Genomic DNA, 15,931 nt, shown 5'->3' on the forward strand with positions numbered 1-15,931 from the left:
CATATCTAACTTCTTTGCCTTATTCTAAGATTAATTGCATCATTTAATCTTCATGAGCTTGAGAAGAATTTATTTCGAATAACTTAGAATAGGCACAAATACTCCCATTTTACCATATTATACTTGTGATTAAAAGATTACTGAAAGTATTCTTTAAATTGACACCTAGAGTACTAGCATATAGGGAGTTCAGAAATAGAATCCTAAAGGAAATTCCAATCGATGAAAAGGAGATAGCGGAAGAAGCTAAGAAATTTGTTGACACTTTAATTGAACTAGGCCCCACATTTATCAAGTTTGGACAAATTCTTTCAGTTAGACCTGATATCATGCCGGAAGCGTATATAAAGGAACTGGCCAGATTACAAGACGAAGTCCCACCTGCTCCATTTAACCAAGTAAGTAAAATTATTAAAGAGGAACTTGGCAATAGTATAAAAATTTTAAAAGAAATATCTTCAGCCTCTTTAGGTCAAGTTTATCTAGGGGAGTATGATGGGAAAATAGTTGCAATTAAGGTAAATAGGCCTAGAATAAAGGAGATTGTGAATGAAGATATTCAAGTAGTGAAGAAATTATTACCACTTCTTAGATTTGTATTTGATGAATCATTTACGGAAATAATAAAGGTGTTCTTAGAAGAATTTTCTAGAAGAATATTTGAAGAAATGGACTATACTAAGGAAGCGTTATATTTAAATAAGATCAAGGAGGAGTTGTCAGATTATCCATCCTTAAGAATACCTTCAATAATAAAGGCTACTAAAAGAGTGTTAGTGATGGAGTATATTAAAGGGTATAAAGTTACAAGCGAAGAAGCAAAAAAGATAGTTGATAACAGAATATTAGCATATAGAGTATTTAGATTGTTCATGTATATGTTACTAAATAAGGACTATTTTCATGCAGATCCTCACCCTGGTAATATAGCCGTAGACGAGCAAGGGAATTTAGTACTCTATGACTTTGGAATGTCTGGGAAAATAGATGAAAAGACTAGAAACTTATTGATTAGGGCATATGTGGCAATGATTAGAATGGATGCCGATTCACTAGTAAGGGTGCTAGACGAGTTAGGGGCAATACAACCTTTCGCGGATAGGAGGGTATTAGCGAAGGGACTGAAGCTCTTCATGCAAGCAATGCAAGGAATAGAAGTTAGTGAACTGGAACTGGAAGATTTTATGAAACTAGCCGATCAAGTATTCTTTAAGTTTCCGCTTAGAATGCCTTCTAAACTTGTTCTGCCTTTTAGAATGATTAACGTTTTAGATGGAACATGTAGAGAAATAGACAAGGATTTTGACTTTGTTAAATCTTCGATAACTTTTTTAGAAGAAGAAGGGTATACAACAAAAGTTGTTATAGAACAAGTAAGAGAAATAGTAGATGGAATTTGGAATAGATTTAGGAGCTTTCTACTATCATATTCACAACAGCAAGAGTTAATAAACATACAAAGCGGTAGGAAAGGTAGCGTAATAACTAATTATATTCCTCAAATGATATTAGTTATAACCATAATATTTTATGCTATAACAAAAGATATCATAATTACCCTCCTTATGGTCATTCTGGCATTATCAATACCGCTTAGCGGAAGAAAAAATACATAACTTAAGGAAAATTATTCTATTTTGATTGATACTGAACCATCTACGGGTATCCTTATAGTCAATACTCCATTATCGTATTTCGCTGTAACTTGAGAATCTCTCTTAATCTTTACCGGTAAACGGATTACCTTATGTATCTTAAGAGGCCTCTGAGTAGTGTATTTAGTGCCGATATACTGTATTTCCCTTTCAGCGTTGATTATCAGTTCATTCTGTGCAGATAACCTTACACTTATCTTATCTTTATTAAAACCCGCTAAATCTGCTACTATTACTAACTCTCCCCCTTCTTCGTACATATCTATGGGTGGAAAAACTGATTCATATAATTCTCTAGACAACTCATCTAACTTTTTACCTATTTCTCTCATTATTACATTCATCATAACTTATCACCTTCTTATCCTCCATAGAGCTCTGAGCAATCTATACATTAGATACCATCTTAGAATTCTTCTCATAAATATATCTTAGTGGGATTGCGATATAAATTTACTTACATTTAGGCAAATCTGTCAAACTAAGTCATAATATTGTCATTGTATGATTTATATTTCTATAAGTTTTCGACATATAGTAATACCTTATTTAATATGCCTACTCTTTGTAAGGAAATATTCATTTAATAAATATTTATCCCAACGACGATACTTTGAACTCAGTTAGCATGGCTCAGGTTCATCACAAATCAAGCCGAGCCCTTCTCAGCATCAGAGCAAAACTAACGTGAGTATTACGAATGCTGTAGCTATTGCAACTAATGTAGAACCAATAATATATAAATCATTTCTAACTCGCGGAAAGAGATTAAAGTAAGCCAGGCCGACATAGGTAACTCCAAATATAGCCATGACTAACGCTATAATCAAGAAGGAAATCTTAACAAATATTAGTGGTAAAATCATTTATCATCACATTCTTTATTCTCAAGCGGAATATATATATATATATCTTATGATAATGAAGATAATTAACAAATATTATGATTCTGATATATAGTACTACTGAAGAAAGTTCTGTTGGAAAAACACTTAAAAAGTTTTATATAAAGACAAAAAATATGGAATGGAGAGTAATTATCATAACAATTCTTTTAATTATATCTCTTATCCCATTAACCTCAGTATATCATAGCAACGCCAAACCCTTGCCATTATCTCCGTTAAATTCTAATGACCCAGGGATAACTTTCTACGATGAGCAAATATTCATGACATTAAATGCGTATCCAGTTAGTACAAATTTAATAGCTTATGTAAAAGTAATTTCGCAAACCAGCGATTCTGGTTACGGTCCGGCATATTTGCTAAACGCAATAACCAACAATGACTGGTGGTATCAAATTGGTGTAGCCTATAATTGGCCTTATACAAATGGTTCATTTGACCCAGGATTCCATATGATCTACATGGTTTGGAATAGCAGTGGGGATCCGGTAATTGGACCAGTTTTGCTTAGTTTTAACGGAAATGTGAATAATGGAGATGAGATAACGTTGGAAATTGAAATATCGAATGGTAATATAGTACTTTCTGCCTATGATAATAGCACTGGTGCTAAAGCCGTTGCGACTTTTAACACCAATGGTGCATCGAGTATCGTTACAGATCTTAACTTTTTACATGGCTACATAACTGGATTAATGACGGAATGGTATCACCTTAGAGCATATTTCGGAGGTGAACTCGGAGTGGTGTATAGATTACAATATTTAACAACAAGCTTCACTTTAGGTATTAATGAAATGTATTTAACCTCCCCTCCACAAAGTATAGCGTCTAATGAGGTAGCATACTCAGTCTCAAATAACTATACCTTTTATGATTTATCCTATGTAGGAGCATATGCTACGTCAAATGGATATTACTTTATAACTGGCGATTTATACCCGATATTCTTAAAATATAAGGTGGTTGGAGGCAGTTTTAATATACCAATAAACGTTACGTATTTTTACGATAGTTTTAAGGAGACTGCGAGATTACCTTCCTTGATTTTTGTAGATTCTAATTCTAATATAAGTTTACCATCTATGGTTTTAAATGGATTAAGTAGGATTGTTAGTTTAAATTCTACGCCAATTCTGGCAAATAGAAGTGGCAATCTAACAGTATACTATCAACTTCAGTATTTTATTAATATAAACGTCCCAGTAAACGCTAGTATTAATGGAATTTATACAACTCTAAGTAGTGGGTGGTATAACGCATCCATAAAAGTTACAATCAGCCCATTTACATATTATCCTAACAGTTCGAGAATAATGGTATTTCCATATCCAATGAGTCAGTTTACACTAAATAATCCTATTAATCTCAGCATAACTTATATTTTGCAGTATTACGTACACGTTAACTCATTAATCCCGCTTTTTGGTTCAATAAATGGTACTAATAGTACTATTTTCTCAGGATGGTATAATCAGAATACTATTATACAAATTTATAACATAACATTCTATCAGAGTAATGAAACTAGAGCGATAATTACTAAGATTTTACCCGCAAATAAAATCCTCGTAAACATGTCTTATACAATAACTGTAGATGAGTTGGTGCAATATTATATTGTTGTGAAATCACAAATACCCATTTATGCACTCATTAATGGAAGTAACAATACATTAACTAGTAACTGGTATAATAGAGGGACAACTATTAGTGTAGAAAACATAACATATTATGGGCCAAATAATGAATATAGAGACATAATAATTGCTATTTTACCTTCCAAAAATATTACGGTTGAAAATCCAGTCACAATATCAATCATAACTGTAAAGCAGTATCCTCTAACTGTTTATTCCAAGATTCCAGTTTACGCATTAGTCAATGGTACTAACGAGACTTTACAAAAATACTCTTGGTTCAATGCTGGAAGTAGAATACAGATAGAGAATATCACATACTACATAAATAGTTCTGCAAGACTTCTCATGGAAAAAGTTTTACCCTACTCAAACTTTACATTACTGCAACCAATCAATGTAACTATAATTACACTACCTCAGTATTTCTTAAATATTAGTAGTAACTATCCCGTTTACATATTCTTCAACGGTAAAAATGCCACTCTAAGTAACGGATGGTATAATAACGGTACTGAAATTGAACTATATTCGACCTGGTATATCAATCAAACTGAAAGACAACACTTAGTTAGTATTAGTCTAAATGGAAAGTCGACTTCCGTTAGTGTTATAATAATTAATGAGCCAATCTCATTAAAACTACAATACGTGCTACAATATTATATAGACTTAATTTCCAATATACCAATTAAAGCCTTAATCAATTCAACCTTAATTACTTTTAGTCCAGGGTGGTATAATACCGGAACGCTTATTTCTTTCATAAACATGTCATATTACGTTTCCAACAATACGAGATATGTAATATTATCTATAGTACCATTTAACTTTACAGTAAATAGAAGCATAACTGTAAAGGTAACCACGATAAAAGAATACTTAGTTACTGTGAATACACCCGTATTGATTACAATAGCAAATAGAACCGTAAATACAAGCGAAATATGGGTACCAGCTGGACAAACTATATTAATACCTAAGTACGTCAATATTAGCAATAATGTAAGGATATTTTATAACACTACTTCATACCTAATAAACGTAATCCAACCAACTAATATTAATGTTAAGCCAGTAAAGGAATATTTTGTAACTATAAATGGGAGTTCAGAATGGCTCCCAGCTGGAAGTGTGATAACGTTAACCCACTCTATACCGATATACGAACAAGGCAAATGGATAGGCACTTATAACGTTAGTAATGGTATGACAATAACTGTAAATGAGCTAATAACTGAGACTTTGGTAAAGACCTTAAATGGGACTTTTGTAGGAAGTATCGTAATAGTAATTGCAATTATCATTGGAGGAATACTGCTCTTAACTATAAGGAGATCCAGACCAAAGTTCTAAGTTATTTAACTTTTTTGTATATTACTATATTTATTATAATTAATGAGATAATTGAGAAAATTAGAGAGTAATATACGTTAGCAAAGAATACTAATAAAGCGGCTACGCCTATAATTGAGTTTATTTCTATTTCCCTTATTAGTAGCGATAATGGATCCGCAATCATTATTCCTTTTCCTTTAATAACATTATTATACGATATGAAAAGACTAAGTTCCACACTAGCTATTAATGACGGTAACATAATCAGACTTAAATAAGCGTGATTAAAAAATGAAAAGATTAGAACATCTATCAGATAGATTATCAAAATAATTAATAGTTTCGAAATATAAGAGCTTCTTAACCCTGATGGTAGGGATAGTAATAGTTGAATTCCAGAGGCTTCAAGTAATATTAGCATTATTGAGGATGTTGTTATCATAAAGATTGTATAAAAGATCGCATAAATGGGCACAAAAAACGAGAAAATGAATGCAAATACGGGTATGGTTAGTAAGAAACTAGCTTGAGGCACTCTAAGAAGACCCTTGATATCTTTATGAAGATATGTTATTAATGGAGACTGCAATTTTATACTATATTTTGTAGAATAATGAGAAGTAACCCTAAATGATAAGAATTTCAAGGCTTGATTATATGCAAAGACTATGGAAAGACCAGTGTAAAGCAGGGAGAGTAAAAGACCCTCAACATTTAAGAAACCAAAAGGAAAGATCAGTAAAATGTAGGGGGGAAGAATTAGGTATCTAAAGGTAAAACCGTAAGGTAGTATTATAAATATTATCCAAATTAGCGATGTTCCTACCCTAAATAGCGCAGAAGTTATTCCTAATCTTATTCTTTTCCCCAAGAGTATTACCAACGCAAAGGAAAGTGAAAAGAAAAATACTATTTCAAGTTCAGCCATAAGGGCTTGTAAAACAGAAAGTGTTATTATATAAGTAGAAATAGGAGCAATTACTATCGATGCTAAAAAACCATAGTAAAAAAATTCAAATATACCTCTAAATACAGCAATATTTATATCTCTCTCAGTAAGAGGAAGCGATAGTAAGAAAGTTTTTAGATCATAATTTGTTACGAAGAAAATTACATTCAATCCGGTAGTGAAAATATTGGCAAGTATAATTAAATCTAGAAATATAAAGGAAAAAGGAGCATCTTTATTTATTATAGAGATAGATGCCGAAACTACGGTTGCTATGGTGTATGCAATAATATTACTTATCTTGATTGTAACTGCATTTCTCTTGATTTTGCTAATCGCATCTGGCTTAGGTGATAAACCAAAAGACCTGCTTGTATACATTAAATAGATTATTTGCTTGTAAACCACATCATGAATCTTTACGTTACTCATTCCAATCCCTTCAGTATATCCTTTATCTCCTCATCTAATCCAGTAACGGATAGGAAAACGTCTTCAAGAGATCTCCCGGCTTCTCTAATGTTATCTGAAGAAGCCTCCATTACCATTATTCCTCTATTCATTATACCTATTCTATTACAGATTTTTTCTGCGACTTCCATTATATGCGTGGAAAACAATACTCCACCTCCATTCTTAACATGATTCTGAATTAGTTCCTTAAGGACTCTAACCGATAGAACATCTAACGCGTTGAAAGGTTCGTCAAGGATTAATAATTTAGGTTCATGAATTAAGGATAATAATATAGAAACTTTTTGTTTATTCCCTATAGATAAGGAGGCTATGGGTGTATTCATGAACATTTCTAAGGAAAATGCCCTAATTAACGCGTTTATTCTGTTCACATCTTTAATTCCTCTTAAACTTGAGACGAAACTTATTATCTCAGCCGGTGTCATGTATTCATAAAGAGCTGGTTGTTCAGGGACATAACCAACGTAATTTTTCACAATTTTGTCCTTATTACTAATTCCTAAGATTTCTATCCCACCCACAAAAGGTACCATATCCATTATGGCCTTCAACGTACTGCTTTTCCCAGCTCCATTAGGACCTAAAAGACAATATACTTCTGAGTTTATAGAAAAACTTAGCGAGTTAACTGCGATAAAAGAGCCATATTTCACTGTAAGGTTTCTAACACTTAAGAGCATTATATAAATAAACGTATCACACTATTATTAACCTTTAATCTTTAAGCTAATTTTGATTCATGAATTTTGACAGCAACCTATTTACCTTTTCCTCTAATTTTTTTATTCTCCTCTCGTTTGGATCGTCATTATCATAAAATCCAAATAATCCTCTCATTTTCATAAATATCACATCCCCAATTCTTTCTATCTTAGGCTCATAACCAGTTTTAGTAATTCTATAAAGACCTTGGGCTTTTTCACCTCCTATTGGTACTACCATGATCCCGTTTTCCTTAAGTTGATCGTATAGCTTACAAGGTATAGTTGGTGCAGCTGCCCATACTACGATCCGATCATAAGGGGCCTCTTTCTCATATCCTAAACTTCCATCCGTCTTCAGTAATTTAATTAGGGGGTATCTGATCAGAAGAACATTTTTAGCGTACTCAAACATCGTATCATCGATCTCGATAGATACAATGTTATTCTCACCAACTACTTCAGCTATCAGTGCTGTGTAATAACCTATACCAGTACCTATCTCTAAAACCTTCTGATTTTCTTCTAAATTAAGAATATCAAGAATATATATGCCTAAACTTAGCGCCGTTGTCGTAATGTTAGGTGTTACATAAAAGGGTTTATCTATATAATTTGGCTCATATGCGTATTTTTTCAATAGTTGCGGCAAAAAGTCTTCTCTATTAACTTTGATAAATGCATTAGCCAACTTTGAATTTTTTATAGATCTTAATAAGTCTTCTTTTGCACCCATACTTATTAACTATTTGAAGACATTTTTTAATAAATATGATGATAGACCCCTACCTAAAAGAAGATACTCCTACGGTTGCAAACTCAAGTCTATTAGAGGCGAAGCGTGTAGTGACTTCTCGATCCTACTTTGTGAATTTCTTCAATTTTTATCAAAACTAATCTAAAATTTACTTTTTAATCAACACTTGATTTTGAATTTAAGAAAAATTAACGAGTCAAATATCTAAGAAAGTTGAAGGATTCAACAAAACATCTCGACCCAGGGTTATGGTGTCAGGTGGAGGATTGAGTCCTTATTCTCTGCCGTGAAGCGTACTTTTGGGGAATCTGTTAGGGCTACAAGGCACTACATGCTGACGCCTCTAACAAACCTATGGGGATAACGAGTCTAGCGCGTCTCCCACGTCGAAGTCCTTGACATTAACTTCCTTACCCCTAGGAATCCTAAAACTCTTCTTGACAACTCCCTTGTAAACACCGTCCTTTATAACATGATAACAAATGCTTGCAAGCTTTCCGGCAAGAGCACAAGTAGCTTGAGTAACACTCTTCCCCCTAGCAATAAGCCTCTCATAATACCCTTTAAAAGGCTCAAGACCCCTAGCAACCTTGGCAACCAAGTAGAGAGCTCTACGCAAATACTTATTACCCCTAATCATACCGGAGTGAGACTCGCTATCACCACTCTGCTTAGTTTTGGGTGCAAAGCTTGCATAAGCCCTAGCAGCCTTAGAACTGGAAAAACGGGAAACATCACCGAACTCAGCGTAAATAGTTGCAGCACTAATCAAACCAATCCCGGGGATCTTACTCAACTCAATTACTGGTTTTGGAATCTTGGAAATTATCATATCCTCAACCTCCTTAATCATTTTCTCCAAGTTTTTTAACAGTTCAACTAATTGTTTTAACGCTAGTTTTTCCGCGTCGTTTAAGTTTCTCCCTAGTTTTTCTTTTAGTTCCTCCTTCTCTTCCTTGCTTAGTCCCTCCCCCTTTACTAGCTTTTCAAGTAGTTTTCTTCCCTTCTTGTCGAATGGTTGTATTTTATATCCCGCGAATTCTAATATTTTCCTTATCTCGTTCTTTACTTGTGTTGTCTTCTCTACTAAGCTTTCCCTATATCTCGTTAGTTCTCTTAGCTCCATTATTTCTCCTGTTGGTATGTATGATCCCTTGATTACTCCGGTCATGTGTGCTACTAGTAACCTTTGTGCGTCGAGTTTGTCTGTCTTTTTCCCTAGTATTTCTGTTAGGTGTAGTGGGTTTATTACTGTTACCTTGTATCCTTTTTCCGTTAGTTTTTCGTGTAGGTAGAAGTAATATATTCCAGTTGCCTCTATTATTCCTTCCTTATATTCTCCTAGGAATTTAATTAGTTCCTCTATTCCCTCGTTGTCGTGGTTGAATTCCTTTACCTCCTTGACGTATACTGCTGATTTTTCTTGTTCTACTACTAGTTCTCCCTTTGCTGCTGTTAGTTTGCTTTGTGAAATATCAATTGCGAAGGCCTTGTTTGTAACTTTTAATTCCATGCTTGTGTATTACGCGTTTCTCGAGATATTTTTTGTTCTCATAATACCTTGTTTTCTTTGCATAGTGTTAAGTGTTTCAGCCCCTAGAGTATTTTGTTACAACCTCCTACTCGGGGGTTTTTATCCCCTCTTGTTAGATCGTTCTAGGGGCTTCACAGCTAGCCTTGTAGATGGGGTTTTATCCCCATGTTTTCTATGAGCTTATGTTGTTTTTCTCCTTACTTGTTTATTTCCTTTTCTCTTGTAATACTTGGTTTTATTCGTTCTCTTGTTTTGCGTGGATTGCCCCGTAGGAGTTTTTTAGGGCAAGTGGTTGAGGCTAAGCTCAAGTTCTGGGCTTACGCATGGATGGTCCACTTGGCTAATTCTGTAGTCGGTAGAGCTCCGGGTATTAGGGTGTGAGCTTGCGAATAACGTTGAAATAAATATTAATTACTGAAAAATTCTCAGTGTATCATTTCATGCTTATGAAATAAATTGAAGAGATCAACAAAGCATCTCGACCCTGAAAATTTAAATAATAGGCATATGCTATTTCCTTTATGATGGAAAATAGTGAAAAGTTGTGGAATTCTATCAAAGATATTTACTCTTCAATCCTTAAACACCCATTTATTCTTGAACTGGTTGAAGGAACCCTAAGTAGAAATAAATTCGAGTACTATATCATTCAAGATTATCTGTATTTAAGGGAGTTCTCTAAGGCCTTGGCTTTATTATCGGCAAAGGCTGAAGATGAGGAAAATGCTTTATTGTTTGCTATACACATACAAGATGCCATAAAGGTAGAAAAGGCGTTACATAAATTTTACATAAGTGAATTCAATTTGGATGTGGAAGATTATGAAATGAGTCCGACTAATCTAGCTTATACATCTTACTTACTTGCTGTGGCTTATTCCAGACCTTTTCATGAAGTAATATCTGCAGTATTACCTTGCTATTGGATATATATGGAAGTTGGAAAGGAATTGCTCAAAAAAGGATCTAGGGATAAATATTATCAAAAATGGATAGAAACTTATGGTGGAGAGGATTACGAAAGGGGAGTTAGGGCAGTATTGGGTATTGTGAATGGTCTGAAAGTTAGTGAAGAGGAATTTAATAAGATGAAGATTCATTTTAGAACTGCATCTATATACGAATATATGTTTTGGGACTCTGCGTATAGATTAGAGAGGTTTCCTTTCCTACAGAAAAAAATAAAGGAGTGTAACTAACTTACCTTTTATGGATAAACTGCTACTTCATGTAGGTCCTACTACTATCAAGGAGGATGTTTTAATAGCAGGGCTTGAAAACAACGTTGGTTTTACGTCTAAAGAATTTGTAGAGGCACTCTCATATTCGTTAAAAGGATTAAGATACGTAATGGGGTCAAGCAAGAGTTATCAGCCATTAATAATCCCCGGAAGCGGTACCTCCGCTATGGAAAGCATCACGTCATTACTCAAACCTAATGATAAAATACTAGTGGTTTCTAATGGTGTCTTTGGTGATAGGTGGGAGCAAATATTCAAGAGATATCCAGTTAATGTAAAGGTATTAAGACCTTCTCCAGGAGGTTACGTTAAACCAGAGGAAGTAGAGGAAGAGGTTAGAAAAGACAACTATAAGTTAATAACACTAACTCACGTAGAGACCAGTACTGGAGTTAGAGAACCCGTAAAAGATGTAATAAATAAGATTAGAAGATATGTGGAATTGATAGCAGTAGATGGAGTATCAAGTGTTGGGGCTGAGGAAGTTAAAGCTGAAGAATGGAACGTTGACGTTTACTTGTCAGCCAGTCAAAAGGCGTTAGGTTCCTCAGCTGGTTTAGGCTTATTATTACTTTCTCCTAAGGCCGTATCAATATTAGATTCACAAGACTCAATTGCTGGATATTATTTGAATTTAAAGAATTGGTTACCAGTTATGAGAGCGGTTGAAGAGGATAAAGATGCATACTTTGCTACCCCACCAGTTCATGTAATTTTACAGTTAGCTGAAGCCTTTAGACTGATAGAGAAGGAAGGTATAGAAAATCGAATAAAAAGACACGCAACAGTAGCTAGTGCAATTAGAGCTGGTTTAAAAGCATTAGGATTAGACGTAGTAGCTAGGAGACCAGAGTCCTATAGTAATACTGTAACTGGAGTACTTCTAAAGACTATTGAACCGCAAAAGGTTCTCGCGGAGACTGTTAACGAGGGTGTAGAGTTTGCCCCAGGTGTTCATCCAGCATTCAAATATTTTAGAATAGGTCATATGGGCTGGGTTACCCCTAATGATGCGATAGTAGCAATAAGTGTTATTGAGAGAACCCTAAGGAGATTAGGTGAACCAATAAGGTTTGGTGAAGGGGTAAAGGCTGTAGAAGAAGTCTTGTCATCAGCCCGCTGAAAGTATATCATCAAATCTAAATCCCCGAAAATATCATCACTCTCAGTTTTTAAGATAATACCATATAATATTATAAATATGACTAATGCTAATAGTAACGATGTTACATTTAACGATATACTGGAATACGAGATTATCAAAAAGACTTACCAAAATATTATAACGAAGCTTAATTCTAGAAATTTAAAGTCATTAAAAGAGGGATTAAGAGAACTATTAAACTTCGTGAGAGATATAAAGAATAATATATTAGATAAAAGATTAAGAAGAATGATTCAATACCAGCAGAAATTGGCTAAAAGGCTGCTCTTAATCATAAATATAAGGTACGTAATATTCTTTATTTATAAAGTAGTAGTTAACACTTTAGTATCTAGACTTTACGAATCTATCAGAACGTTATTAGAGGAAGTAAGCAATGTTATCAGATATTAAGTAATGATTCCTTAAGACACTCTTCCACTATTTTAGCATCGCTTTCCGGAATAGGCCTCTTGAGGTTTGCAGGGGCATTTCTAAGGTATTTAGCTATCTGCCCTTTATCTTCAATAAATCTTATCTTATCTAAAATTTTTTTCATATCACACTCTCCAATTACAACAGGTTCTACTTTAACTCTATAAACGTATATTCCCTTATTCCTTACTGTCTCCTCTGGATATATTGGTGTCTGATCCTCATACCAGTTTGAAAGCACTTTTACTATACCTACAATCTTTCCCCCATATCTTTTAGCATAGTACTTACTAACGTATATAATAATGTAGTCGCCTTCTTTTATGTATTCCTCTAGATTTTCTTTGTAACCATAGACTCCCTTATCTCTAATTATATCCCACATGTCCTCTTGTATTGGTACTAACCAGTAGGTCACAGAATGCAATAGTATTTTGAGAATATAAGATTTACTAAACACTTGATAAAAAGCATTGCCTTATACAACAACTCCTATAATTACGTAATAATACCAAAAGGGAGAACTTTTAAGTAGAGTTTACAGATTTATACTTAGTGAACAAGGTTCAACTTGTCTCTTATATCGCAATCTCCTTATCAATCTTAGGTATCATCTTAAGCACTATAGCAATTATTATGTCACTAAGAGGACATTAATTTGGTTGGAAGGAAAAAGCTATAAACATAGAGAGTGATATCACATGTTGGTTAGAAATAATGATAGGTTGTAAAGATACGTCTTGTGTTAAAGATACTCTGAATGGACTCCTTAACAAATATGGTGTTAGAAAAAATGTTACAGAAATAGCATTGGAAAATATAAATGAACTTGCAATTTATAGGAATAACAAAATATTCATTAACGTGTTGAAGTATGATGAAATAGTAAATGACGTTTCAGGAGAAAGTGAAATAGTATCGGCATTTCTTATTTTATCATCCTTATACTCTTTGGTTGGAATAAAAAGAATGGAGGAAATAGTTAAAAATGAGTACAGAAGAGAATCACCCGTATATAAACTCTATGAGATATTATTTAAATAAAATTAGACAATTTGTAAAAGAAAATTATAGTCGAGAATTAGAGTTGAATAGTGAACTGCCCTCATAGAAGGAAACATTCGCCTCCCCCTTCCCCATTAAACACTATTTAAGCTTCAATGGTAATAGATTGCTAAGATTAATTAGTAAAATTCTGATAATTAATTTAATAACTATAGAAGAATTTGTATGGAAATTAAAGAATATATTCTATTTTATGCATTAATCTATGTTTACACATATTTCTCATTAATTGTGTTTTGAGGAGAATGAAATAAAAACATATGTAGGCATGGTTCTCCAGACATATATTTATTAAAAGTAGCTAAGAAGAGATAGCCTTCAATGCACTTGTGATAAAATCTTCAACAACTTTCTCAGGTTCTTTAGCCTTCATGACTGCACTTGCTACACCTATTCCATGAGCTCCGAGCTTTAACGCTTTATAAACGTCCTCACCGGTTGTAATTCCAGCACCCGCTATTAAATAGATCCCCTCAGACTTTCTTATCTCATCCACGGCTTTTGTTATTACCTCGGGTTTGGCTTTAGACACTGAGATACCGGTTCCTATCAATTCTGGAGGCTCTATCAAAATTGCATCAGGCCTTAGTAAACTAAAGGGATAGACTAACTCATATCTGTCAACGCATAGTATACTACTCAAACCTAATTTCCTAGTTCTTTTTAATACATCATCTATTTCATCAGCCCTTAGACGTCTCTCACTGTGATTTATCAATGTCCCTTTAGCATCTGCATCTTTTATCATTTCTGGTAATACGGCTCCCGTATAAGCGCCTAGAGGAACTGGATCTACATGTTCAGCATAAATTGGTAAATCTACCTCTTGGACCATTCTGTAGATCATAGTAGCTGGTACTGATAATATTATTTCAACTGAATGCTCCTTACTTATTTTTTCTATCTTTTTACCTAACTCAATTGCCTTATTACCAAAGGAGTTTTCGTAGGCCTTAAAGTTTATCACAATAATAGGGGGTTTCACAATAAGAAGATAATAGGGGAAATAAATATGTATTGTGGAATCGATCTAGCAGTAAGAAGGAAGACTGCAGTGGGTATCCTCATAAACAACGAGATAAAAATCATTGAACTAACAATAAATGAGGAAATTATAGAAAGTTGTAATAGAGCAAAAGTTACCGCGATAGATTCACCTCTTTCTCATCATAACGGTTTCAGAAACGTTGACAAGGAGTTGATAAAGAGAAAGCTGAAAGTATTACCACCATCCTTTATGAAAAAACTTGTAGAAAGAGCTATCCAATTGAAGGACAGATTAAATAATGTAATCGAGACTCATCCAACGTCTTCCATGAAGTTGATTGGTTTGAATTGGAGAGAATTGCATGAGATTAAGGATTACGTTGATGCTGCATTATGTGCCATGACTGCGATGGCTTACGATTCAGGGTATGCTGAGGAAATAAAGGCTGATGATGGTACGATTTACCTACTATCAACAAAATTTCCTTATGAGATAAAAAGGAAAAATTACTTTGAGTTTTATCTTAAAGGACCTAAATGAGGCAAGAGACAATTCAAGACTCCATTGCAAATTTAGTTTAGTTGATTCATTTCCTCTCTGCAAGAGTGGAACGTAGAAGTAGCCATGCCCGTTCAATAGGTTCGTGTAAAGCTTATAAGTAAAGAAAGAAAATAAGGATATTAGAAGAAATTAATAAAATATCAGCTAATCTATTCTAGAATTGAAAGAAATGAGGTAAGGTAATCCCTATTAGCCCTAGAATAAATAGTATTATAATCGCAACTATTATTGCCAAAATTGCTATGCCTAAAGCCTGTATCCAGCCGGTGTTAAATACCACCTTGTATACTCCTAGAAATGCTATAAATCCTATTATTACTCCAATTATTGGCGAAATGAGTGAGAATAACGCTGTGAAAATTGCATAAACTATTACTCCAATCAACGTCGCTAACATAGCCCTACCAAACGTGGTAGTTCGTGGTGCAACTACTTTTCCAGCTAACCATGTAGGTATGGAAATCACTATCCAAGCTATTATAAAAGCGATAATAGCACCTATCGAACCTAATATTGAAGGCATCTGTATATATCTTAG

Annotated in this window: 16 protein-coding genes and 2 pseudogenes; 9 read left to right on the forward strand and 9 right to left on the reverse strand. The window is 33.9% G+C overall.

What is annotated here, in order from left to right; translation table 11 throughout:
- Positions 1-125 precede the first annotated feature (125 nt).
- A complete protein-coding gene (locus YN1551_RS14730) occupies positions 126-1,616 on the forward strand; it encodes an ABC1 kinase family protein (RefSeq protein WP_012716864.1) in 1,491 nt (496 codons plus the stop codon).
- Between the two features lie 11 nt (positions 1,617-1,627).
- On the opposite strand, the gene hsp14 is transcribed toward YN1551_RS14730, so the two are convergent.
- Entirely contained in the window at positions 1,628-2,002 is a 375-nt protein-coding gene (hsp14, locus tag YN1551_RS14735) for an archaeal heat shock protein Hsp14 (protein WP_012718226.1), read from the reverse strand.
- A gap of 324 nt (positions 2,003-2,326) precedes the next feature.
- Entirely contained in the window at positions 2,327-2,521 is a 195-nt protein-coding gene (locus YN1551_RS14740) for a hypothetical protein (protein ID WP_012716865.1), read from the reverse strand.
- A 77-nt stretch (positions 2,522-2,598) separates the two neighbouring features.
- Between YN1551_RS14740 and YN1551_RS14745 the strand changes: the two genes are divergently transcribed.
- Entirely contained in the window at positions 2,599-5,559 is a 2,961-nt protein-coding gene (locus YN1551_RS14745) for a hypothetical protein (protein WP_012718227.1), read from the forward strand.
- A gap of 1 nt (position 5,560) precedes the next feature.
- On the opposite strand, the gene YN1551_RS14750 is transcribed toward YN1551_RS14745, so the two are convergent.
- The 3 genes from YN1551_RS14750 to YN1551_RS14760 are packed head-to-tail and all read right to left on the reverse strand — an operon-like array spanning position 5,561 to position 8,404.
- Entirely contained in the window at positions 5,561-6,922 is a 1,362-nt protein-coding gene (locus YN1551_RS14750; RefSeq protein WP_012718228.1) for a hypothetical protein, read from the reverse strand.
- Positions 6,919-7,647: an ABC transporter ATP-binding protein gene (locus tag YN1551_RS14755; protein ID WP_012718229.1), complete on the reverse strand. Its 729-nt coding sequence runs from the start codon at positions 7,645-7,647 to the stop codon at positions 6,919-6,921. Before YN1551_RS14755 ends, YN1551_RS14750 begins: the two co-directional genes overlap by 4 nt.
- A gap of 46 nt (positions 7,648-7,693) precedes the next feature.
- The gene (locus YN1551_RS14760) at positions 7,694-8,404 is read right to left on the reverse strand and encodes a protein-L-isoaspartate O-methyltransferase family protein (RefSeq protein WP_012718230.1); all 711 of its coding nucleotides are present in this window, start codon (positions 8,402-8,404) and stop codon (positions 7,694-7,696) included.
- A 262-nt stretch (positions 8,405-8,666) separates the two neighbouring features.
- On the opposite strand from YN1551_RS14760, the pseudogene YN1551_RS18140 reads away from it, so the two are divergent.
- Positions 8,667-8,789, forward strand: a pseudogene (locus YN1551_RS18140) (IS5/IS1182 family transposase); the annotation flags it as partial.
- Here the strand turns inward: YN1551_RS18140 and YN1551_RS14765 are convergent.
- Positions 8,778-9,938 (reverse strand): IS110 family RNA-guided transposase, encoded by a 1,161-nt coding sequence (locus YN1551_RS14765; protein WP_012715521.1) that lies wholly within the window; start codon positions 9,936-9,938, stop codon positions 8,778-8,780. The pseudogene YN1551_RS18140 and the gene YN1551_RS14765 overlap by 12 nt on opposite strands.
- Positions 9,939-10,232: 294 nt before the next feature.
- On the opposite strand from YN1551_RS14765, the pseudogene YN1551_RS16900 reads away from it, so the two are divergent.
- The 4 genes and pseudogenes from YN1551_RS16900 to YN1551_RS14785 all read left to right on the forward strand — a co-directional run.
- Positions 10,233-10,340: pseudogene (locus YN1551_RS16900) on the forward strand (IS5/IS1182 family transposase); the annotation flags it as partial.
- Positions 10,341-10,480: 140 nt separating this feature from the next.
- Positions 10,481-11,158, forward strand: a complete 678-nt coding sequence (gene tenA, locus YN1551_RS14775; RefSeq protein ID WP_012718231.1) for a thiaminase II — start codon at positions 10,481-10,483, stop codon at positions 11,156-11,158.
- Positions 11,159-11,168: 10 nt separating this feature from the next.
- Positions 11,169-12,323 carry a pyridoxal-phosphate-dependent aminotransferase family protein gene (locus tag YN1551_RS14780; RefSeq protein WP_012718232.1) on the forward strand — a complete coding sequence of 385 codons (1,155 nt, stop codon included), beginning with the start codon at positions 11,169-11,171 and terminating at the stop codon, positions 12,321-12,323.
- 78 nt (positions 12,324-12,401) lie between these two features.
- Positions 12,402-12,758, forward strand: a complete 357-nt coding sequence (locus YN1551_RS14785; protein ID WP_012718233.1) for a hypothetical protein — start codon at positions 12,402-12,404, stop codon at positions 12,756-12,758.
- Here YN1551_RS14785 and YN1551_RS14790 read toward each other — a convergent pair.
- A complete protein-coding gene (locus YN1551_RS14790) occupies positions 12,748-13,239 on the reverse strand; it encodes an EVE domain-containing protein (RefSeq protein ID WP_012712628.1) in 492 nt (163 codons plus the stop codon). The genes YN1551_RS14785 and YN1551_RS14790 overlap by 11 nt on opposite strands.
- Before the next feature lie 257 nt (positions 13,240-13,496).
- Between YN1551_RS14790 and YN1551_RS14795 the strand changes: the two genes are divergently transcribed.
- On the forward strand, positions 13,497-13,823 hold the full coding sequence (locus YN1551_RS14795; RefSeq protein ID WP_012716870.1) for a hypothetical protein: 327 nt from the start codon (positions 13,497-13,499) through the stop codon (positions 13,821-13,823).
- Positions 13,824-14,145: 322 nt separating this feature from the next.
- On the opposite strand, the gene tpiA is transcribed toward YN1551_RS14795, so the two are convergent.
- Positions 14,146-14,829, reverse strand: a complete 684-nt coding sequence (gene tpiA / locus YN1551_RS14800) for a triose-phosphate isomerase (protein ID WP_012714661.1) — start codon at positions 14,827-14,829, stop codon at positions 14,146-14,148.
- A gap of 27 nt (positions 14,830-14,856) precedes the next feature.
- Here tpiA and YN1551_RS14805 point away from each other — a divergent pair, with 27 nt between their 5' ends.
- Positions 14,857-15,372 carry a DUF429 domain-containing protein gene (locus tag YN1551_RS14805; protein ID WP_012714662.1) on the forward strand — a complete coding sequence of 172 codons (516 nt, stop codon included), beginning with the start codon at positions 14,857-14,859 and terminating at the stop codon, positions 15,370-15,372.
- A 175-nt stretch (positions 15,373-15,547) separates the two neighbouring features.
- Here the strand turns inward: YN1551_RS14805 and YN1551_RS14810 are convergent, their stop codons facing one another.
- Entirely contained in the window at positions 15,548-15,916 is a 369-nt protein-coding gene (locus YN1551_RS14810) for a hypothetical protein (protein WP_012712632.1), read from the reverse strand.
- Positions 15,917-15,931: the final 15 nt, after the last annotated feature.

The sequence above is a fragment of the Sulfolobus islandicus Y.N.15.51 genome (assembly GCF_000022485.1).
Classification (GTDB): domain Archaea; phylum Thermoproteota; class Thermoprotei_A; order Sulfolobales; family Sulfolobaceae; genus Saccharolobus; species Saccharolobus islandicus.

What these genes read in the sequence shown, in the direction of transcription:
- hsp14 (WP_012718226.1), bottom strand. Translation starts at nt 2,002, where the DNA reads ATGATGAATGTAATAATGAGAGAAATAGGTAAAAAGTTAGATGAGTTG.
- YN1551_RS14740 (WP_012716865.1), bottom strand. Translation starts at nt 2,521, where the DNA reads ATGATTTTACCACTAATATTTGTTAAGATTTCCTTCTTGATTATAGCG.
- YN1551_RS14745 (WP_012718227.1), top strand. Translation starts at nt 2,599, where the DNA reads ATGATTCTGATATATAGTACTACTGAAGAAAGTTCTGTTGGAAAAACA.
- YN1551_RS14750 (WP_012718228.1), bottom strand. Translation starts at nt 6,922, where the DNA reads ATGAGTAACGTAAAGATTCATGATGTGGTTTACAAGCAAATAATCTAT.
- YN1551_RS14755 (WP_012718229.1), bottom strand. Translation starts at nt 7,647, where the DNA reads ATGCTCTTAAGTGTTAGAAACCTTACAGTGAAATATGGCTCTTTTATC.
- YN1551_RS14760 (WP_012718230.1), bottom strand. Translation starts at nt 8,404, where the DNA reads ATGGGTGCAAAAGAAGACTTATTAAGATCTATAAAAAATTCAAAGTTG.
- YN1551_RS14765 (WP_012715521.1), bottom strand. Translation starts at nt 9,938, where the DNA reads ATGGAATTAAAAGTTACAAACAAGGCCTTCGCAATTGATATTTCACAA.
- tenA (WP_012718231.1), top strand. Translation starts at nt 10,481, where the DNA reads ATGATGGAAAATAGTGAAAAGTTGTGGAATTCTATCAAAGATATTTAC.
- YN1551_RS14780 (WP_012718232.1), top strand. Translation starts at nt 11,169, where the DNA reads ATGGATAAACTGCTACTTCATGTAGGTCCTACTACTATCAAGGAGGAT.
- YN1551_RS14785 (WP_012718233.1), top strand. Translation starts at nt 12,402, where the DNA reads ATGACTAATGCTAATAGTAACGATGTTACATTTAACGATATACTGGAA.
- YN1551_RS14795 (WP_012716870.1), top strand. Translation starts at nt 13,497, where the DNA reads ATGATAGGTTGTAAAGATACGTCTTGTGTTAAAGATACTCTGAATGGA.
- YN1551_RS14805 (WP_012714662.1), top strand. Translation starts at nt 14,857, where the DNA reads ATGTATTGTGGAATCGATCTAGCAGTAAGAAGGAAGACTGCAGTGGGT.
- YN1551_RS14810 (WP_012712632.1), bottom strand. Translation starts at nt 15,916, where the DNA reads ATGCCTTCAATATTAGGTTCGATAGGTGCTATTATCGCTTTTATAATA.